This window comes from Methylobacterium ajmalii, from assembly GCF_036448855.1.
GTDB lineage: Bacteria > Pseudomonadota > Alphaproteobacteria > Rhizobiales > Beijerinckiaceae > Methylobacterium > Methylobacterium ajmalii.
Window position 1 is genome coordinate 19796 of record NZ_JAZFXT010000002.1, and the last position, 20106, is coordinate 39901.

15 protein-coding genes are annotated in these 20106 nt (G+C 72.0%); 8 read left to right on the plus strand and 7 right to left on the minus strand.

Annotated features, from left to right (window positions below; genetic code table 11):
- Positions 1–28 precede the first annotated feature (28 nt).
- On the plus strand, positions 29–655 hold the full coding sequence (locus tag V3T34_RS00330) for a hypothetical protein (protein ID WP_331369076.1): 627 nt from the start codon (positions 29–31) through the stop codon (positions 653–655).
- A 103-nt stretch (positions 656–758) separates the two neighbouring features.
- On the opposite strand, the gene V3T34_RS00335 is transcribed toward V3T34_RS00330, so the two are convergent.
- Positions 759–1085 (minus strand): hypothetical protein, encoded by a 327-nt coding sequence (locus tag V3T34_RS00335; RefSeq protein ID WP_305078517.1) that lies wholly within the window; start codon positions 1083–1085, stop codon positions 759–761.
- A gap of 351 nt (positions 1086–1436) precedes the next feature.
- Between V3T34_RS00335 and V3T34_RS00340 the strand changes: the two genes are divergently transcribed.
- Positions 1437–1694: a DUF3297 family protein gene (locus V3T34_RS00340; protein ID WP_060849118.1), complete on the plus strand. Its 258-nt coding sequence runs from the start codon at positions 1437–1439 to the stop codon at positions 1692–1694.
- Here the strand turns inward: V3T34_RS00340 and V3T34_RS00345 are convergent.
- Positions 1681–2187: a VOC family protein gene (locus V3T34_RS00345; protein WP_091884737.1), complete on the minus strand. Its 507-nt coding sequence runs from the start codon at positions 2185–2187 to the stop codon at positions 1681–1683. The genes V3T34_RS00340 and V3T34_RS00345 overlap by 14 nt on opposite strands.
- 128 nt (positions 2188–2315) lie before the next feature.
- Between V3T34_RS00345 and V3T34_RS00350 the strand changes: the two genes are divergently transcribed.
- The 4 genes from V3T34_RS00350 to lexA all read left to right on the plus strand — a co-directional run bounded on the left by V3T34_RS00350 (position 2316) and on the right by lexA (position 8137).
- Positions 2316–3293, plus strand: a complete 978-nt coding sequence (locus V3T34_RS00350; protein WP_305078516.1) for a LysR family transcriptional regulator — start codon at positions 2316–2318, stop codon at positions 3291–3293.
- Positions 3290–4351 carry a PAS domain-containing protein gene (locus V3T34_RS00355; protein ID WP_305078515.1) on the plus strand — a complete coding sequence of 354 codons (1062 nt, stop codon included), beginning with the start codon at positions 3290–3292 and terminating at the stop codon, positions 4349–4351. The genes V3T34_RS00350 and V3T34_RS00355 overlap by 4 nt, the downstream gene beginning before the upstream one ends.
- Positions 4352–4395: 44 nt before the next feature.
- On the plus strand, positions 4396–7176 hold the full coding sequence (gene uvrB / locus V3T34_RS00360; RefSeq protein ID WP_305078514.1) for an excinuclease ABC subunit UvrB: 2781 nt from the start codon (positions 4396–4398) through the stop codon (positions 7174–7176).
- Positions 7177–7396: 220 nt separating this feature from the next.
- Complete coding sequence (gene lexA, locus V3T34_RS00365; RefSeq protein ID WP_060849115.1) at positions 7397–8137, plus strand: transcriptional repressor LexA; 741 nt, start codon at positions 7397–7399, stop codon at positions 8135–8137.
- A 136-nt stretch (positions 8138–8273) separates the two neighbouring features.
- Here the strand turns inward: lexA and V3T34_RS00370 are convergent, their stop codons facing one another.
- Genes V3T34_RS00370 through V3T34_RS00380 form a run of 3 tightly spaced genes read right to left on the minus strand, consistent with a single transcriptional unit; the run spans position 8274 to position 13233 of the window.
- Positions 8274–9629: an NCS2 family permease gene (locus tag V3T34_RS00370; protein WP_331369077.1), complete on the minus strand. Its 1356-nt coding sequence runs from the start codon at positions 9627–9629 to the stop codon at positions 8274–8276.
- Positions 9620–12388, minus strand: a complete 2769-nt coding sequence (locus V3T34_RS00375; RefSeq protein WP_305078512.1) for a molybdopterin-dependent oxidoreductase — start codon at positions 12386–12388, stop codon at positions 9620–9622. The genes V3T34_RS00370 and V3T34_RS00375 overlap by 10 nt, the downstream gene beginning before the upstream one ends.
- Complete coding sequence (locus V3T34_RS00380) at positions 12385–13233, minus strand: FAD binding domain-containing protein (protein ID WP_305078511.1); 849 nt, start codon at positions 13231–13233, stop codon at positions 12385–12387. Before V3T34_RS00380 ends, V3T34_RS00375 begins: the two co-directional genes overlap by 4 nt.
- Positions 13234–13530: 297 nt before the next feature.
- Here V3T34_RS00380 and V3T34_RS00385 point away from each other — a divergent pair, with 297 nt between their 5' ends.
- Together V3T34_RS00385 and V3T34_RS00390 are read left to right on the plus strand one after the other, a co-directional pair.
- Complete coding sequence (locus V3T34_RS00385) at positions 13531–14409, plus strand: hypothetical protein (RefSeq protein WP_305078510.1); 879 nt, start codon at positions 13531–13533, stop codon at positions 14407–14409.
- A gap of 143 nt (positions 14410–14552) precedes the next feature.
- Positions 14553–15605 carry a DMT family transporter gene (locus V3T34_RS00390; protein ID WP_305078509.1) on the plus strand — a complete coding sequence of 351 codons (1053 nt, stop codon included), beginning with the start codon at positions 14553–14555 and terminating at the stop codon, positions 15603–15605.
- Between the two features lie 129 nt (positions 15606–15734).
- Here V3T34_RS00390 and V3T34_RS00395 read toward each other — a convergent pair whose 3' ends face one another.
- Positions 15735–18023 (minus strand): putative bifunctional diguanylate cyclase/phosphodiesterase, encoded by a 2289-nt coding sequence (locus tag V3T34_RS00395; RefSeq protein ID WP_305078508.1) that lies wholly within the window; start codon positions 18021–18023, stop codon positions 15735–15737.
- A 648-nt stretch (positions 18024–18671) separates the two neighbouring features.
- Positions 18672–20099, minus strand: a complete 1428-nt coding sequence (locus V3T34_RS00400; RefSeq protein ID WP_331369078.1) for a PepSY domain-containing protein — start codon at positions 20097–20099, stop codon at positions 18672–18674.
- Positions 20100–20106 lie beyond the last annotated feature (7 nt).

The window sequence follows — 20106 nt, forward strand, 5'->3', positions numbered from 1 at the left end:
GCCCCTGGTGGCGCCCGGCCACCCTCGCGTGATTCCATCGCGGGAAGGCCGTCATTACGATCACGGGCGCCATCCCCGGGTCGTCTCGCTGGTTCTGCCGGTGCCGCAGGCGTCGCTTGCCGCCGCGCCGGCCTTCGCCGCGCTGGAACGGGAGCTGCGCGCCTCTCCCCTTGCCGGAAAGATCGCCTGGGATGTCGCCGCGTGCCGCGCGGACCGCCTGCACGCCACCCTGTGCGGCTCCCTGGCGGTCGGGTCCGACGCCGAGCCGTCGCTCACCGACGGGCAGCGCGCGGCCCTGGCGGCGCTCGGCCCGGTCGCGGTGGAGCTGCGCGGACTCTTCTCGGGCAACGTCAATCTCGGGCGCCTCTATCTCCGGGTCTACCCGGAGCGCCGCGACGGCGCCGACATGCTGGCGACGGTCCAGCGGATCGTGGGCCGGCCCCCGAGCGGCCTCTACGTCGTCGGCCTGCACGCCCTGACCGACGACCTCGACCCGGCCGAGGCCGCGTGCCTGGCCGATTTGATCGAGCGCTGGTGGGACCGGCCGATCCTGCGCCTCACGGTCGAGGCCCTGTGGCTGCTCTGGGCCACCGACGACCAGGTGCTCGACGGCGGCGTGCTGGCGACCGTGCCGCTCGCCGGTGGCGCGGCCTGAGCGGCTGCCGACGTCCGGCCCTTCTCCCATCCCGCGGCAAGGCCGGGGCCGGACGGGACCGCGGCGGACGGGTCGGGGCCCGAGGGGCGAGGGCGATCCGCCCTCAGGCCCGCCCCTGCACCGGCAGGTCGGCGAGTCCCGGCCGGGTCCGCTCGACGAGGGCCGCCGCCAGCATCGCCTCGAGCCGGATCAGGTCCTCGTCCGGCTCGGGCTGCCAGCCGCAGCCGCAGCGCGGCGCCGGGCCGTGCAGGGAAGCGATCTGGCGATAGAGCGCGCCGACGGTGCGGGCCGCGGCTTCGAGCGCGGCCATCGGCGGCAGCGGCCCCCGCTCCAGGGCGTCCCAGAAGGCCAGGGTCAGGGCCCGCTCCAGGGCCGATTGCGCCCGCATCTCGGCCTCGGCCCGCGTGCGCTCGTGCTGGTGGAAGGTCATCGTGCGCGCTCCGCCTCGCTCAGCAGGACGACGAGCCGCTCCCAGGGCAGCCCGACCGGGGGCCATCCCTCGCGGAACAGACCGGCACAGCCGTGAATCAGGATCAGCGCTCGCGCCATCGCGGCCTCCATCTCGGATCGTGCCGGGGATCGGCAAGCCCTCCATGCAGCAAGACATTCGCGACGGCAAGATCATCATGAAATATTGGAGATTTTCTACATTGCGGCCAAAAATTATACTTTGATCCGAATTATGAAAATTCCAAACGGCGGGAAGGCGCCCCGGGGCGGATTGGCAGCGGCGCCGGGAGCGGCTACCTGGGGCGCCGATTGAATCCCGGAGACCGGCCCGATGTCCGACACCCCGCCCGACCGCCTGAGCACCGACCCGCGCAGCCCGTTCCACGACGCCGCCCTGCTCGAGCGCGGCGTCGGCGTGCGCTTCAAGGGCGTCGAGAAGACCAACGTCGAGGAATATTGCGTGAGCGAGGGCTGGGTGCGGCTCGCCGCCGGCAACGCCAAGGACCGCTTCGGCAACGCGATGACCGTGAAGCTGAAGGGCCCGGTCGAGCCCTATTTCCGCGCGCCCGAGGCTCCTACGGCCGAGTGATCTGCGCCCGAGTAAGCTCAGCCCGCAGGGACGCGAGGTCGAGGCGGCGTGTCGCCATCCGCAGGGCGCCCGCCTCGTCCCGCGGCCATTCCGCCTCGGGGCGGTCGCGGTACAGTTCCACCCCGTTGCGGTCCGGGTCGTCGAGGTAGAGCGCCTCGCTCACGCCGTGGTCGCTGGCTCCGGTCAGCGGGATCCCGGCGGCGTCGAGGCGGGCCAGCGCGTCGGCGAGCGCTGCCCGCGTCGGGTAGAGGATCGCGACGTGGTAGAGCCCGGTGCTCCCGGGCGGCGGCGGCGACCCGCCGGCGCTGTCCCAGGTGTTGAGCCCGATATGGTGGTGGTAGCCGCCGGCCGACACGAAGGCGGCCTCCCTGCCGTAGCGCTGCATCAGCGTGAAGCCGAGCACCCCGCAATAGAAGCCGAGCGCCCGGTCGAGGTCGGCCACCCGCAGGTGGACGTGCCCGATACGGGTCTGCGGGTCGATCGGCGTCGTCATCGGGCTCTCCTCGGCGTCCGGGCCGGTGGGATCGCCCCCGCGGCCCGCGTAGACTGCCTCGGTTGCAAACAAGGTGGAATGCTGCATTCCGTCGGTTCACTTCACGCCCATGGAGTGAGATCGCCCCCGTGCTCGACCGGCTGACCGCCATGCAGACCTTCGTGCGCGTCGCCGCGACCGGCAGCTTCTCGGCCGCCGCCCGGACGCTCGGCCTGTCGCAGAGCGGCGTCACCAAGCACGTCGCCACCCTCGAGGAGCGCCTCGGCGCCCGGCTGCTGCACCGCTCGACCCGCCGCCTGACCCTGACCGAGGCCGGCCGGCGCTACCTCGAGGCGTGCGAGCGCATCCTCGCGGAGATCGACGAGGCCGAGGCGGAGGCCGGCGCCGAGGCGGCGGAGCCGCGCGGCACCCTGCGGCTCAACGTGCCGGTCTCGTTCGGCGTGCTGCAGGTCGCCCCGGCGCTCGCCGAGTTCGCCCGTGCCCATCCCGGCCTCGCCGTCGAGCTCGGCCTCAACGACCGGCCGGTCGACCTGATCGAGGAGGGCTGGGACCTGGCGCTCCGGATCGGCCATCTGCGCGATTCGCGCCTCGTCGCCCGGGCGCTCGCCCCGTGCCGGATGTGCGTCTGCGCGGCGCCGTCCTATCTCGCGGTGCGGGGCCGGCCCCGCCGCCCGGCGGAGCTACGCGGCCATAACTGCCTCGGCTACACCCTCGCCAGCAGCGACGGCTGGCGCTTCGCGGGCGGTACCGTGGCGGTCGAGGGCTCGCTGCGCGCCTCGAACGGCGACGCCCTGGTGGCCGCCGCCGCCGCCGGGCTCGGGCTGATCTACCAGCCGACCTTCCTGGTCGCCGACGCCCTGCGCCGCGGCAGCCTGGTGGCGCTCGATCTCGGGCCGATCCCGTCGCTGCCGCTGCACGCGGTGATGCCCTCGCGCCGCAATCCGCCCGCCAAGGTCCGGGCCCTGGTCGCGTTCGTGGCGGCCCGCTTCGCCGATCCGCCCTGGGACCGGGACCTGCCCGCCCCGCTCGGGGTCGATGCGCCGCTGCCCGGCGAGGCCCCGGCGCCGATCGACGGGCCGTATCGGCCCGCGGAGGTCGACGCGTGAGCGGGCTCGGACCGGAGGGCGCCATCCCGGGCGGCCCGCAGCGGACCCTGGCCTTCGCGGATCGCGATTGGCTCCAGCTGATCGAGGCCCATGGCTTGACCGGCACCTGGACCTGGACCTTCGCCACCGACGAGCAGACCTGGTCCCCCGGGCTCTTCCGCCTGCTCGGTCTCGAGCCGGGCGCGGCGAGGCCGGCTACAGACCTGTTCTTCAACCTCGTCCATCCGGACGATCGCGCGCTCATCGAAGGCGGGGCGCAGGCGATGCGGGATGGCATCGTCACCAACTACTTCTTCCGGATAGTCCGGCCGGACGGGTCGGTTCGCGTCCTGTCCGGCCACGGCACGGTCTACTTCACCCTTGAGGGTCGACCTCGGGCGGCCGCCGGCGTGCTGATGGACGTGACCGATCCCGAGCACATGGCGGCCCTGCATCGCGAGGAGCAGCGGCGCCGCCGGATCCTGTTCGAGCAGGCGCAGACCTGGCAGCACGCCTCGCCGTACTCGGAGACGTTCCGCGTCGCGTCGCGGGAACTCCTCAGCCTCACGGGCCTGAGCCAGGAAGCGTTCCGTGCCGACTGGACCAGGGTGACGGCGCCGGACGAGCGCCGGCGCGTGAGCGAGCTGTTCGAGGAGATGATCGTCGCCGGGCGGTCCTTCACGGTCGACCAGCACCTGTGTCTCGCCGAGGGCGGGACCGGCCGGTTCCGCGGCGTCTTCGTCCCGGTGCGCGGCCCGGGCGGGGGGATCCTGTGCTGGGCCAGCGTGAATTCCCGCGTCGGCGGGCAGCGGGTGCAACCTACCGGACAGATCAGGCAGGGACTGGAGCAGGCGGTGCAGGCCCCGCACCTGCGCGCCGCCCGCGGCCTGCTCGGCTGGTCGATGGGCGACCTCGCCGGGGCGAGCGGCCTGTCGCTCTCGACCGTCCGGCGCCTGGAGGAGGGCGGCGAAGGGCCGGCGGCGAGAAGCCGCCACGCCGCCGTCGCCGCCCTGCGCCGGGCCGGCGTCGGCTTCCTGCTGGTCGAGGGCAGCACTCTGGCGGTCGCCAAGGTGCGGTGACGCGGGCTCTTTCCGGGCCCGGTGCGGCTTGCCATATCTGCCGCATGCCCGCCCCGAAGAAGCCCCGTCCGTCGACCGGCAAGGCCTCGAAGCCCGAGCTGAAGCCGCTCGATCCCTTCCTCGCCGAGCTGCTGAACCCAGCGCTGAACCGCGACCGCCTGCCCGCCGCCGCGCCGCCACCGCCGCCCGAGCCGCCGAAGCGGGGCCGCCCGCGCAAGGACGCGGCGCAGGCCAAGCCCGCGGAGGCGAAGGCTGCCGACAAGCCGGCGGCCCGCCGCGCCCGGGGCCCGGAGGCTGCAGGGCCTGACGGTTTCGGCGAGGCGCCGCAGGCCGCCTTCGCGCACGGCGCCGCGGCCGATGTCGAGCCGGCGCTCGCCGAGGCGCTCGGCCTGCGCGAGCCGGACGGCGAGGCGGTGGAGGAGCGCGGGTCGCTGGCGGCCGAGGGCGTCTCGGCGACGGTCGACGCGCTGACCAAGCTCCTCACCGAGGGCAACCCGCTGTTCAAGAACGGCGAGCTGTGGCGGCCGCACCGGCCGGAGCGGCCGCAGAAATCCGAGGGCGGCGTCCCGTTCCGGCTGAATTCCGAATTCACCCCGGCCGGTGACCAGCCCCGGGCCATCGCCGAGCTGGTGGCGGGCGTCCAGGGCCAGGAGCGCGACCAGGTGCTGCTCGGGGTCACGGGCTCGGGCAAGACCTTCACGATGGCCAAGGTCATCGAGGAGACCCAGCGCCCGGCCCTGATCCTCGCCCCCAACAAGACCCTAGCGGCGCAGCTCTACGGCGAGTTCAAGAGCTTCTTCCCCGACAACGCTGTCGAGTACTTCGTTTCGTATTACGACTATTACCAGCCCGAGGCCTACGTCGCGCGCTCCGACACCTTCATCGAGAAGGAATCGTCGATCAACGAGCAGATCGACCGGATGCGCCACTCGGCGACCCGGGCGCTCCTGGAGCGCGACGACGTCATCATCGTCGCCTCGGTGTCGTGCATCTACGGTATCGGCTCGGTCGAGACCTATACGGCGATGTCGTTCACCGTCAGCCTCGGCGAGAAGATCGAGCAGCGCCAGCTCGTCGCCGATCTAGTGGCGCTGCAGTACAAGCGCATCCAGTCCGATTTCGCCCGCGGCACCTTCCGGGTCCGCGGCGACGTGATCGAGCTGTGGCCGGCCCACTTGGAGGATCGCGGCTGGCGCATCGGCCTGTTCGGCGACGAGATCGAGGCGATCTCCGAGTTCGACCCGCTCACCGGCAAGACCCTCAACACGCTGAAGTTCGTCAAGGTCTACGCCAACAGCCACTACGTGACGCCGCGCCCGACCCTCCAGCAGGCGGTCAAGGGCATCAAGGACGAGCTGAAGTGGCGGGTCGAGGAGCTGACCCGGATGGGCCGCTTGATCGAGGCCCAGCGCCTGGAGCAGCGCTGCACCTTCGACCTTGAGATGATCGAGGCCACGGGCGCCTGCAACGGCATCGAGAACTATTCGCGCTACCTCACCGGCCGCAAGCCCGGCGAGCCGCCGCCGACCCTGTTCGAGTACCTGCCCGACAACGCGCTGGTCTTCACCGACGAGAGCCACGTCACGGTCTCGCAGATCGGCGGCATGTACCGGGGCGACTTCCGCCGCAAGGCGACGCTGGCCGAGTACGGCTTCCGCCTGCCCTCCTGCCTCGACAACCGTCCGCTGCGGTTCGAGGAATGGGACGCGATGCGCCCGCAATCGATCCACGTCTCGGCGACGCCGGCGAAGTGGGAGCTGGAGCAGACCGGCGGCGTCTTTGCCGAGCAGGTCATCCGCCCGACCGGCCTCGTCGACCCGGTCATCGAGGTGCGCCCGGCCCGCTCCCAGGTCGACGACCTGCTTGGCGAGGTCAAGGAGGTGGCGGCCGCCGGCTACCGCACGCTGGTGACGACGCTCACCAAGCGCATGGCCGAGGACCTGACCGAGTACCTGCACGAGAACGGCGTGCGGGTGCGCTACATGCACTCCGACATCGACACCCTGGAGCGGATCGAGATCATCCGCGACCTGCGGCTCGGCGCCTTCGACGTCTTGATCGGCATCAACCTCCTGCGCGAGGGCCTCGATATCCCGGAATGCGCCCTCGTCGGCATCCTCGACGCCGACAAGGAAGGCTTCCTGCGCTCCGAGACCTCGCTGATCCAGACCATCGGGCGGGCCGCCCGCAACGCGGACGCCCGCTGCATCCTCTACGCCGACCACATCACCGGCTCGATGGAGCGGGCGATGGCCGAGACCGAGCGCCGGCGCAAGAAGCAGCTCGCCTACAACGAGGAGCACGGCATCACGCCCCAGAGCGTGAAGCGCAACATCTCGGACATCCTGGAGAGCGTCTACGAGCGCGACCACGTCCAGGTCGATACGGGGCTCGCCAAGTCCGCCGTCACGGTCGGCCACAACCTCAAGGCGGTGATGGCCGACCTCGAGAAGCGGATGCGGACGGCCGCCGCGGACCTCGACTTCGAGGAGGCGGCGCGCCTGCGCGACGAGCTCAAGCGTCTCCAGGCGACCGAGCTCGCCATCGCCGACGACCCGATGGCGGCCCAGGCCGACGTCGAGCGCGACGCCGGCCGCTTCGGCGCCAAGCGCAAGCGGCGCGGCCCCGAGCCCCTGGGATACGGCCCCGGCGGCAAGGGCACCTCCGACGAGGGCACCCGCATCCGCCAGCCCGACCTCGACGACATGGGCCCGGGCACCGACCGCGAGGTGCCCTTCTCCTACGCCGAGCGCCCCACCGGCCGCTCGACGCAAGGCTTTCCGGGCCAGAAGCCCAAATACAAGGGCCGCAAGGGGCGGGGCTGACACCCGTCCGACGGGCCGGCGCGGCGGACAGTCCCGCGCCGGTCGAATTCCGGGAGGGGCCTGCCTCATCGTACGATCGACCCGCGACATCCCCGTCTATCACCCCGGTTGCTGCGGCCGTGCGCCGCTTTTTCGAAGCCGCTTGCGGAACACTTGCGGAACGCTTACCATGTTCGCGATTTGTTTCCGGAGCGCGGCAGCGCGGGGATGAGAGTGTCACATGCTCACGCGTAAGCAGTTGGACCTGCTCCGCTTCATTCAGCAGAGAATGCGCGAGACGGGCGTCCCCCCGTCCTTCGACGAGATGAAGGACGCCCTCGATCTCAAGTCGAAATCGGGCATCCACCGCCTGATCACCGCCCTGGAGGAGCGCGGCTTCCTGCGCCGCCTGCCGAACCGGGCCCGGGCGATCGAGGTGATCCGCATCCCCGAGACTGTGACGGGGCCGGCGACGGCTCCCGCGGCCGGGGCCGAGGTGGTGCGGTTCAACCCGAGCGTCGTCGAGGGCGGGCGCGCTCACGAGCCCAAGCGGCCCGCCGGCATCCCCGCCATGGCGACGGCCTCGGACGAGAACGGCCAGTCGGTCAGCGTGCCGGTGATGGGCCGGATCGCCGCCGGTACGCCGATCTCGGCGATCCAGAGCCAGAGCCGCACGGTGGCGATGTCGCCGGACTTCCTCGCCAGCGGCGAGCACTACGCCCTGGAGGTGCGCGGCGACTCGATGATCGAGGCCGGCATCCTCGACGGCGACCTCGTGGTGATCCGCCGCCAGGAGACCGCCAATACTGGCGACATCATCGTGGCCCTGATCGACGACGAGGAGGCGACCCTGAAGCGCCTGCGCCGCCGCGGCTCGTCGATCGCGTTGGAGGCTGCCAACCCGGCCTACGAGACCCGGGTGCTCGGGCCGGACCGGGTGCGGATCCAGGGCCGGCTGGTGAGCCTGGTTCGGAAGTACTGAGGCGGCGCTTCGTCTTCACGAAAAGGCGCGAGTTTCCCCTCTCCCCGCCCGCGGGGAGAGGGGAGAGCCCGCGCGCTACACCTTGCCCGGGCAGCCCTGCCGCGGAGGGGGGGAGGGTTGAGGACGGCAGCGCCCGTCAGTGCGCACTCCCCGTCGCCACGAACTTGAACAGGAACACGCCCGCGATCACCCACACCACCGGCTTCACCTCCCGGAAGCGGCCGGTGAGCAGCTTGATCACCGCATAGGTGATGAAGCCGAAGGCGACGCCGTTGGCGATCGAGTAGGTGAAGGGCATCAGGAGCGCCGTCACGCAGGCCGGCAGCACCTCGGTCAGGTCGTCCCAGTCGAGATCGACCAGCTCGTGCAGCATCAGGCAGGCGACGTAGAACAGAGCCGGAGCCGTGGCGTAGGCCGGGACCGAGCCGGCGAGCGGCGCGAAGAACAGGCAGGCCAGGAACAGGACCGCCACCGTCGCCGCGGTGAGCCCGGTGCGCCCGCCCTCCTCGACGCCCGACGCGCTCTCCAGATAGGCCGTGGTGCTCGACGTGCCGAGGAGCGAGCCGACGAAGATCGACGAGGAATCGGCCATCAGCGCCTTGTCGAGGCGCTCCATCTTTCCCTGCGTGAGGAGTCCCGCCCGGTTGGCGACGCCCATCAGCGTACCGGTGGCGTCGAACAATTCGACGAGGAAGAACACCAGGATCACGTTGAGCAGGCCGCCCGACAGCGCGCCGGTGATGTCGAGGGCGAACAGCGTCGGGGCGATCGAGGGCGGCAGCGAGGCGACACCCTGGAAGGTGTTGTCGGCGACGACGAAGCTCAACGCCGTGACGGTCAGGATGCCGGCGAGCAGCGCGCCGCGCACCTTGCGCACGGAGAGCACCGCGACGATCAGGAAGCCCAGTACCGCCAGCACCGCGCTCGGCTTGTGCAGGTCGCCGAGGGTGACGAAGGTCGCCGGGCTCGCCGCCACCACGCCGGCGCTCTTCAGCGCGATGATCGCCAGGAACAGCCCGATGCCGACCGTGATGGCGATGCGCATCGACCGGGGGATGCCCTCGACGATGATCCGGCGCAAACCCGTCAGCGTGACGACCATGAAGAGCAGGCCGGAGATGAACACCGCGCCGAGCGCCGCCTGCCAGGTGTAGCCCATCTGGAGCACCACCACGTAGGCGAAGTAGGCGTTGAGCCCCATGCCCGGCGCCAGCGCGATCGGGTAGTTGGCATAGAACGCCATCACCAGCGAGCCGATCGCCGCGACGAGGCAGGTCGCGACGAACACCGCCCCCTTCGGCATCCCGGCATCGCCCAGGATGTTGGGGTTGACGAAGATGATATAGGCCATCGTCAGGAAGGTGGTCAGCCCGGCGAGCAATTCCGTGCGCACGGTGGTGCCGTGGGCCGAGAGCGCGAAGGTGCGCTCCAGGAACCCGCTTCGGGAGGAACCGCCCGGCCCGGTCAGGCCGTCGTCGCGCTTCAGGTCCATCGCTTCTCCTCGCCGCTCTGGGTCGTGGTGCCGATCTGCCGGTAGATCCGGTCGGGTGTGAACGGCGTGGCGGTCAGCCGTGCGCCGGTCGCGTCCCGGATGGCGTTGGCGAGCGCCGCCGCCACGGGGTTGAACGGGCTCTCGCTCATCGACTTGGCGCCGAGCGGCCCGATGCCGTCATGGGTGTCGGCGAAGATCACCTCGGTGCGGGGCACGTCGGCGATCGCCGGGATGTGGTAGGTGCGGAAGGTCGGGGTCGCGACCCGGCCCTCGGCGTCGATCGCCAGGTCCTCGTACAGCGCGGCGCCGAGCGCCTGGGCGACGCCGCCCTCGATCTGGCCGCGGCACTGGACCGGGTTCATCACCCGCCCGGCATCGGCGGCGTGGACGCTTCGCAGGAGGCGCACCTCGCCGGTCTCGGGCCGCACCGCGACCTGGAAGCCCTGGACGTTGAACGCCACCGAGCGCGGGCTGCCGTCGGCATGCCCCACGGCCTCCGCGGGGCCGAGATCGGCCAGGGGTATCCGGGCCTCTCCCGCGATGACCGCATCGCCGTCGAGCCGGCATGCGGCGGGATCGAGCCCGAGCCGGGCGGCGGCGCGCCCCCGCAGCAGCGCGGCCAGGCTGTCCGCGGCGCGCCACGTTGCCTGGCCGGCGACCACGATGCCGGTGCTGCCATAGGCGCCGGTATCGTGGCTCACCGCGTCCGTGTCGCCCTGGCGCAGGACGATGCGGTCCGGCGTGGTGGCGAGAACCTCCGCGGCGATCTGGCCGTGCACCGTCGAGGTGCCGTTGCCGAACTCCACCGTGCCGACGCGCAGGACGTAGCGCCCGTCCTCGAGCGCGATCCGCGCCTCGGCGAAGTGGCCCCGCGGCGGGATGGTGTCGATCATGGACAGCGCCATGCCCGATCCCGTGCGCCAGCCCGGCGGCGCCGGAGGCGGGGGCAAGGCCAGGGCCTCCGCGACCCGGTCGAGGCACTGGTCGAGGCCGTAGCTGCCGTACTGCACGTCGTGCGGCTCCAGGCTCGTCGAGACCATCGGGTCGCCGGGGCGGACGACGTTGCGGCGCCGCAGCTCGAACGGATCGAGGTCGAGCGCCCGGGCGAGCTCGTCCATGGCGGATTCGACCGCGAAGATGGTCTGGCTCAGGCCGTAGCCGCGGAAGGCGCCGGCCGGCAGGGTATGGGTGTGGACGGAATAGCCGTCGACCCGCTTGTTGGCGCAGCGATAGACCGCGATCACCTCGTTGCAGCCGTGGTGCAGCACGCCGCCGGCATGGTTGCCGTAGGCGCCGGTATTCGACAGCACCTGGAGGTCGATCGCCGTCAGGGTGCCGTCGGCGCGCGCCCCGAGGCGCACCCGCACCCGCATCGGGTGGCGGGTGGTGGTGGCGGTGAACTGCTCGGTGCGGGTCAGCTCCCAGCGCACCGGCCGGCCGGTGGCCAGCACGGCGAGCGCCACCAGGTCCTCGGTCAGCATCTCCTGCTTGCCCCCGAAGCCGCCGCCGACCCGGCCGCACTCGACCCGGATTTTTTCGCGCGGGAGGTCGAACAGGGCGCAGAGGGCGTCGCGGGTGAGGAACGGCACCTGGGTGCTGGAGCGGATGACGAGGCGCCCATCGGCATCGCGCCAGCCCATCGCCGCGTGGGTCTCGAGATGGGCGTGCTGGACCCGCTGCGAGCGGTAGGTGCCCTCGTGGACCACGTCGGCCGCCGCGAGGCCCGCCGCGACGTCGCCGATCTCGCCATGTGCCTCGGCGGCGAGGTTGGGATGGGGATGGAGCGGCGGCGCGTCCTCGCCCGTCGGCCGCGCGCCGTGGACCAGCGGCGCATCGGGGTCGAGCGCTCGCTCGGGATCGAGGCAGGCCGGCAGCACCTCGTAATCGACCCGAAGCGCCCGGCAGCCGGCGGCGGCGGCGGCCTCCGTCTCGGCGAGCACCGCGGCGACGCGCTGGCCGACGAAGCGCAGGACGGGATCGAGCACCCGCGTGTCGCTGGCGTCGTCGGCGGGGTTCTCGTGCCGGGCGGTGGAGAACAGCCGGTCCGGCGCGTCCGCATGGGTCAGCACCCGCACGACGCCCGGCACCGCCAGCGCGGCGGCGGGATCGATGCTCACCACCCGCGCATGGGCGTGGGGCGAGCGCAGCACCTTGAGGTGGAGCGCGCCCGACAGGTCGTGGTCGAGAGTGTAGCGGGCGCGGCCGCTGACGATCGCGGCGCTGGCCGGGGCCGGGGCGCCATGGGGGCAGGGCGGCGCGGCCGGGCCGTCGCTGCCATCGATCGCGGATGCGCGGCCCTCGATCGCGGATGCGATCCCTTCGATCGCGGATGCGATCGACCGATAGCCGGTGCAGCGGCACAGGTTGCCCTTCAGGGCCGCCGGCAGGTCGCGGCGCTGGCCCTGGTCGAGGGCGGCGGCGGTCATGACCATGCCGGGGGTGCAGAACCCGCACTGGAACCCTTGCGCGGCGACGAAGGCCGCCTGGACCGGGTGGAGCGCGTCCGGCACCCCGTCGCCGGGGGCGCAGGGGCCGGCGAGGCCCTCGACCGTGGTGACCTGCCGCTCCGCCGCCCGGAAGGCCGGCACCAGGCAGGAATGCAGCGGCTCGCCGTCGAGATGGACCGTGCAGGCGCCGCAATCGCCCGCGTCGCAGCCCTTCTTGACGCCGAACCAGCCGAGCTCCCGCAGCAGGGTGCGCAGGGATTGGCCGGGCCGGGGCGCGACCTCGTGGCTCGTGCCGTTGACCGTCAGCCTCATGGTGCCCCTCCCGCGGCGTTCTCCGCGGCGTCTCCCGCCAGCTCGGCCCGGACCTCCTCGGCGAGGAGCCCGGTGACGTGGCGGCGCCAGTCGGGGGCGCCGTGGACGTCGTCGTACCAGAGCCCGTCGGGGATCGCGGCGGCGAGCGCGTCGCGAAGCGCCTCCGCCCCCGGCGGGGCGGGCCGGTCGATCCGCACCGGGCGCCGGGTCGCCGCCGTCACCGTGAGGGCGAAGGCACCCGACGGATCCAGGGTGGCGATCGCGAGCGCCCCCGAGCGGCCGTTGGGGCTGAGCGACAGGCGCCGGAAGGCCGTGCGGCGGGCGAGCGCCGCCGCCGGCAGGTCGATCCGGCGCAGGATCTCGCTGGGGCCGAGCGCCGTTTCCTGCGGGCCGAGCACGAGGTCGCGGATGGGCAGGCGGCGCTCGCCGCCGTCCGGCGTCCAGATCAGGCCGGTCCCGTCGAGGGCGACCGTCAGGGCGATCATCGGCCCGGCCGGCAGCGCCAGGCACAGGTTGCCGCCGACGGTCGCGGCGTTCCAGACCTTGAACGAGCCCAGCAGCGCCCGGCAGCACTGACCGATCAGCGGGGCGGCGCGGAACGGCGGCGGGAGCACGAGCCGGTCGAGGGCGGCGATGGTGCAGGTCGCTGCGATCCGCAAGCCCGACGCATCCACCGCCAGCGGTTCCCAGCCGAGGGAAGGCAGGTCGACCAGCCGGGCGATCCCGTCCTGCGGCTCGGAGAAGAGCCAGGTTCCCCCGGCGAGCCAGGCGTCGCCCGGCCTCCAAGGCGGCAGCATGTCCCGGGCGCGGGGCGCCACCACCTCCGTGATGCTGTCGAGGTCCATGCGGGGTTCCTGCGATCCTCCCGGGGTGCGGCCCCGGCGGGGGCCTCCCTCACCATAAGGCAAGATCCTGTCCAGCGCGGCTGCGGCGTGGCGGCGTCCGCCGCCCCGCACCGATCCTGAGCCGGCGAACATCAATTCATGCGATCGCGTTAACTATCCGTCAGCATTCTGTTTGACTCCAACAGTTCGTTAATACATTTTTCACGTATACCGAATGACGAACAGGCCGGCATCATGTCCACCCTCGACAAGTTTAATTTAAATTATACTGTTCCGTCGGCAATCGAGGCGACAGACATGGAACCGATCTACCCGAACGTCATCGAGGCTCACGCGCCGGCGCCGGAGGCGGCTGAACTGACGGGGTCCGGTTCGACCCAGCGGCAGGGCCAGGGCTCCGGCCGGTCGGCTAAACCGCAAGGCAAGTCAAACGGAAAATTCAACCACAAGTCTGCGGCATCCGGGCCGGTCGACGCCGACGCGATCATCAAGGCGTTCAATACCTGGGCGTTCAAGCGCGAGCAGCCCGGCAACCCCGAGCGGCTGGTGCCGGCGGTCGATGCGGCGGCGCGCGCCGGGCGTCCGGTCGAGTTCGTCCTGTACTGGGGCAAGGGCCCGCGCGCCGAGATCGCCGCGCCGGACCTCGCCTGCCTCGACTATCTCGGCCAGCTCGCCGAGCGTGTGCGCCAGGTCTACGCCCCGGGCGCGATCTTCCGGCTGATCTTCACCGACACCCATGCCACCCTGAACGGCCATCCGGCCGCGGCGATGAATGCCTATTTCGACGCCATCGACGCCGCCGCCCAGGCCCGCGGCTTCGCCAGCACCCGGCTCAGCGACGTCGTCGCCTTCGCCCGGGAGATCGGCGCCGGCACCGCCGAGGAGGAGCCGTCGGGCGAGATCCTGGCCAGCCTGATCGCCTGCGCCGCCAAGTGGTACCGCGGCGAGGGCTCCACCGAGCAGGGCGCCCTCGACTACCACCGCATGAACATGGTCGAGAAGCGCGCCGTCGCGGCGGCCTTTCCGGAGGCCCTGTTCGTCACCTTCAACGGCAGCGAGTTCCGCGACCTGTTCCCGGCCACGATGCCGATCTTCTACATGTATTCCCTGCGCCGCGGCGTCGGGGTGAAGCCCTGGTTCATGGACGCCCAGCCGGCGGCACAGACGACCGCCTGACCCGGCGACGGCCTCGCTAAGCAGATCTCGCCGAAGTGGTTACCGGTTCGGCGCCGAAAATCTGCGACCAAACAAGAACCTAAGCGGGCGAAGCGTTGGCCTGCCAACGCAAGTCTGCTTGGAGAGCCCCGGAGAAGCCCCCCATGCAGAGCGCCGCCCGTCCCCAGGCCGCGGGTCGTCCCGACGTCGCCGGGCGTCCCGCCGACAACGTCCCCCTCGGCATCGCGCTGATGATCGGCGCGACCGTGCTGCTGACCCTGTCGAACGCGTTCTCGAAGCACCTCGTCGCGCATTATCCCGTCGGCGAGGTGATGTTCCTGCGCTCGTCGATCGCCTTCGGGCTGGTCTGCGCCTTCATGCTGCCGGCGACGGGCCTGTCGGTGTTCCGCACCGCCAAGCCCCGGGCCCACGTCGCCCGCGGCCTGTCGCAGGCGATTTCGCAGACGCTGACGGTGCTGGCGCTCGGCCTGATGCCGCTCGCCGGGGTCACGGCGATCGGGTTCTCGGCGCCGCTCTTCGCCGCCGTGGTGGCGATCCTCTGGCACAAGGAGGCGTCGGACCCGGTGCGCTGGGCCGTCCTGGTGGTGGGCTTCCTCGGGGTCCTGGTGGTGACCAATCCTGGCGCCGATTCGCTCCAGGTCGGCGCCCTGTTCGCCCTCGGCAACGCCGTGATGTACGGCACCGTCACGGTGGCGGTGCGGGGCATGGCCAAGACCGAGAAGCCCGGCACCCTGCTGATCTGGCAGATGGCGGTGATGACCGCGGCCCATGCGGCGCTGCTCGCCTTCGGCTTCCGCTGGCCGAGCCTGCCCGATGCCGCCCTGTTCGGGCTGCTCGGCGCCTCGAACGTCGGCGCGCAGTATCTCTGGACCCGGGCCCTGTCCGCGGCGCCGGCCACCGCGGTGTCGCCGTTCTACTACCTGATGCTGGTCTGGGGCATGGCCCTCGGCTACCTCGCCTTCGGCGAGGTCCCGAACCTGCACCTCGTCGTCGGCGGCGTGATCGTGGTGGCGGCCGGCGCGCTGCTGCTCTGGCACGAGACCTGGCTGCGGCGGGGGCGGGAGACGCGGATGCCCCGCTGGCCCGCGGGCTGGATGCGCCTGCGCGACGGCGGGCCCCTGCGGCTGTCGCGCCCGGAGGTCCATCGCCTGCACAGGCCCGCGGCACTCGACCTTTCCCGGGATTTCGCGGCTTGAGCGAGGGGACACTGCCCCCTCGGCCTCCTGCGGCGGACCGGTCGCCGGTTCGGCGCAGGATTGTCGCCGTCGGCCCGGGACGGGACGCGTCGACCGGGACGCGGCGACCCCGGTCTTAGCAGGGGCCGATCACGCCGCCCGCGTCGCCGCGCGCCGGTCCTCGGGGCGCCAGCGGGTGATCAGGGCCTGCGCCTCCTCGGCCGGGACCGGGCGGCTGAACAGGTAGCCCTGGACCTCGTCGCAGCCGAGCAGGGACAGGACGTGCTGCTGGTCGGCGGTCTCGACCCCCTCGGCGGTGGTGCGCATGCCGAGCGCCCGGGCGATGTCGATGACCGCCCGGATGATCGCCGCGTTCTGGGCCCCGCTGCCGAGGCCGGTGACGAAGCTGCGGTCGACCTTGATGCGGTCGAAGGGGAAGCTCCTCAGGTAGTTGAGCGAGGAGTAGCCGGTGCCGAAATCGTCCATGGCGATGTGGAGGCCGAGCGCCTTGAGGTCGCGCAGGATCGCCAGCGTCGCCTCGCCGCTGTCGAGCAGCATCTGCTCGGTGATCTCGAGCTCGAGGCGGTGGGCCGGCAGGCCGGTCGCCTCCAGCACGCCCCGCACCATCCCGACGAGGTCGGGGCCGGCGAACTGCACCGGCGACAGGTTCACGGCGATCTTGAGCCGGTCGGGCCAGGTCGCGGTGCGGCGGCAGGCCTCGGTCAGCGACCACTCGCCGATGGCATGGATGAGCCCGCATTCCTCGGCGATCGAGATGAAGGTCGCGGGCGGCACGTTGCCCCGCACCGGGTGGCGCCAGCGCGCCAGCGCCTCGAACCCGGCGATCTCGCCGGTCTTGAGGATCACCGAGGGCTGGTAGTGCAGCTCCAGCTCGTTCCGCTCGATCGCCCGGCGCAGGTCGGCCTCGAGCTGGCGCCGGTCCTCCAGCCCCACGCTCATCTGCCGGTCGTAGAACAGGAAGGTACCGCGCTTGCCCGCCTTCACGGCGTAGAGCGCGAGGTCGGCGGCGATCAGGAGGTCGTCGGCGGTCCCGCCGTCGCCGGGCGCGACCGCGATGCCGATGCTCACGCTCGATCGGATCTGGTGGCTGCCGATCTCGAAGGGGGCCAGGACCGCCTCGGCGATGCGCTCCGCCAGGGCCTCCAGGGCCGCCCGGTCGCCGACGCCCGGCACCAGCAGGGCGAACTCGTCGCCGCCCAGCCGCGCCAGCACCTGGCCGGGCGCCAGGACGGCGGCGAGCCGCTCGCCCACCGCCTGCAGCAGGTCGTCGCCGATCTTGTGGCCGAGCGTGTCGTTGACGAGCTTGAAGCGATCGAGGTCGAGGAACATCACCGCGTAGGGCGCGGTATCGGGGAGATTGCCCTTGGCCGCCTCGGCTTCGAGGGAGGCGCGGAACACCCGGCGGTTCGGCAGGTCGGTGAGGGGATCGAGCGAGGCCAGGCGCGCGACCCGGGCCTCCGCCTCCGAGCGCTTGGCCTCGATGCGCAGGAGCTTCTCGACCGCGATCCCGACGAGCAGGGTCAGGATCGCCGCCACGATGGCGTCGATCCGCAGGGCCGATTGCGCGTCCTTGTAGATCTCGACCTCCGGCACGCTGACGCTGACCCAGAGGGGCTGGTCGCGCACCTTGCGGATCGTCACCATCCGGTGCTGGCCCTCGTCGGGCATCGCGAGGGTGAAGGTGCCCGAGCGGCCGGAACGGATCTTCTGGAAGGTCTCGGTCCGCGACAGGTCGGCGCCGACCCCGAACCCGCCGCCGACGCCGCCGCTCGAGCGCACCACGCCGTCGCTGCCGATGAGCGAGATCGCGGCCGGGCTGCCGAGGTCGATCTTGTCGTAGAACTGGGTCAGGTGGCTGGGGTTGAGCGAGGCCACCACCACGCCGCCGAACCGGCCGTCCGGCCCCAGGAAGCGGCGGCTGACCTGCACCGAGACCCGGCCGCTCGCCCGCCCGATCACCGGGCGGCTGATGTAGAGGGCGTCGTCGGGGCTCTCGACGTGGATGCGGAAATGGTCGCGGTCGCTGAGGTCGGTCGCCGGCGGCGGCTGCGGGCCGACATTGGTCGCCCGCATCACGCCGTCGCGCCCGATGATCGCCACCTGCACGATGATCTCGCTCAGGAGGTCGGTCGTGTTGACGATCGTGCCGAAATCCTCGCGGCCGGCGCGGCTCTCGATGCTGCGCCGCATGTAGAGCAGCGCCTTGTCGATCTCGCCGATCGAGCGCAGCACGTTCTCCTCGAACACCATCGCGAAGTTGTGGGTGGTGCGTTCGGAATCCTGCAGCGCGCCGCGCAGGTCGTTGACGTGCTTGGCCCCGACGCTGAGCCAGAGCAGGACGACCACGATCGTGCCGAGGATCACCGGGCCGCGGCGCTCCGCCAAAAACCTGGGAAATTGCTTGAGGTACACCGCCATCCCGGCTCGTCCAGCGCCTTCGTTCGGTCGAGCATGCATGGCGAACGTTATCGAGATCTGAATACGATCGTCCTATTCCGACACTTTCGCCTGTGCGTACAAAGGCATAGCCTTTTGGGGGAGGGCCCCGGCGCCGAGCCGGATGGACTATCCGGCGCCGCCGTCCCGTATAGCCGCGTCCATGACCGTCCAGGCCGGCATGGCGATCACCGGCGGTACGTCGAGTCGTCGGATCCTCGTCGCCTCTCCAAGTCGAGGCGGGGGTATGCAACCGAAAGTAGTGAGAAGGATCATGCTTTCGTGGGCGTTGCAAGGCTGCGAGATCGTGTATCCCGTTCCTCTGGTCTTGGTTGTCCGGCTCCGCCCAATCGATCAACCGACGCGCGAGGCATCGCCGCAGCGCCTGCACCCGGCAATCCGCCGGTTCGACGCGGGTCTTCCCCTGTCGACTTGATCACCGGTCCTGCCGGCCGGTTCAGCGTATTCGCATGTAGAGACGCGCGTCGATCGTCCTTGCGTCGGCGATGCGGGCGTCCCCTACCGGTTCCGGCAAATGAATATTCGGCTGCGGGCGCGATCCATTCTGTCGCCGGCGTCCGAACCGCGCCGATGACGAGGGCCGCGCAGGCTGGGGGATCGGGCCGGGTCTCAGGCCCGGCGGCGGCGCAACCGGCGCCAGCCGAGGACCGTGCCGCTCGTCGCGACGACGAGGCCGAGCGCCGAGAGGGTGACGATCAGCGCCAGGCGCAGGGCCGGGCGCCCGGCGAGCGGGCCGGCATCGAGGGTGTGGAGCGCGTAGAACAGCCAGCGGTTCGCCCGGCCGCTGCGGTCGGTCCGCCCCAGGATCGCCCCGGTGGCGGGGTCGAGGTGGAACCAGGTCCCGGCCGGGTCGTCGAAGGCGAGGCGCAGGACCGGCAGGATCGGGGCGCCGTGGCGGTCGTACCAGTAGGCGTCCGGCGCCTCGAGGCGGGTGACCTCCCGCAACCGGGCCGCCGGCAGCATCGCCCGGCCGGCCGCCACGATCGCCTCCGAGGTCAGCGCGCTGCCGCAGCACGGCGCCGTGCCGCCGGGACCGGCGGCGAGGATGACGGGCCGCCCGCCGATCCAGGCGAAATCGAGCGCGACGGTGCCGGCGGGAGCCCGCGCCAGGGCGTCGGGGCCGAGCGGGAAGACCGGCGCCGCCTGCCCGGCATAGGCCGCCCGCATGGCGGCGTCGGGGCCGCGCGGCCCGAACCAGCCGCGCGGGTTCATCGACAGCCAGCCGCTGACGAGGAAGCTGACGACGACGAGGCCGCCCGCCACCCCGGCGAGGTGGTGCCAGGCGGCCCAGCCGCGATAGGGAGTCAGCCGGTCGCGCATCAGCCGCACGAAGCCCAGCACGTAGCCGCTCACGCCCGCCGCGAGCGCGATGCCGGAGACCCACAGCACCACGTCCTGCCACAGGCCCGCCCGCGCCCGCAGCGGCGTCAGGTAGATCCAGTGGGTGACGGCGCCGGGCCAGTTCCACACCCGCTCGGCCCGGGTGGTGTCGAGGGCGAGCTCGCCCGTCGCCGCCGACAGGTAGAGCTCGGTCCCGGCCGGATCGCCGAGGGCGACCACGCGGAACGGCCGCAAGGGGTCGTAGCGCGCCGTCACCGTCCACTGGTCGCGGGTCACGGTGCCGAGATCGGCGACGGCGCGCGCCGCCGGATGGGTAGCGGCGAGCGCCGTCGCGTCCGCCGCCGTCAGTTCGGGCACCGGATCGCCGGTCACCGCCGACAGGGCCTGCCGGCGCCCGTCGGTATCGGCGATCCAGTAGGCCGGCGCGCCGCCCCGCATCGCGAGCGTCAGCCGGGCCGGGTAATGCGCGAGGCCCGCCCGCTCCAGGGCCGCCTGAGGGGTGACCCGCACCGAGGCGAGGGCGAGCGGCGGCAGGGCGCCCAGCCGCTCTCCCTCGGTGAGGGTCGGGAAGCCGACGCACAGCATCACCAGGCCGGAGCCGAACCAGAGGAGGATCGGGAGCCCGGTGGCGATGCCGAGCCAGCGATGGCCGAGATGCAGCCACCGTTTGAGCCGCTTGACGGCCGCCTTCGCCACCCTGCCG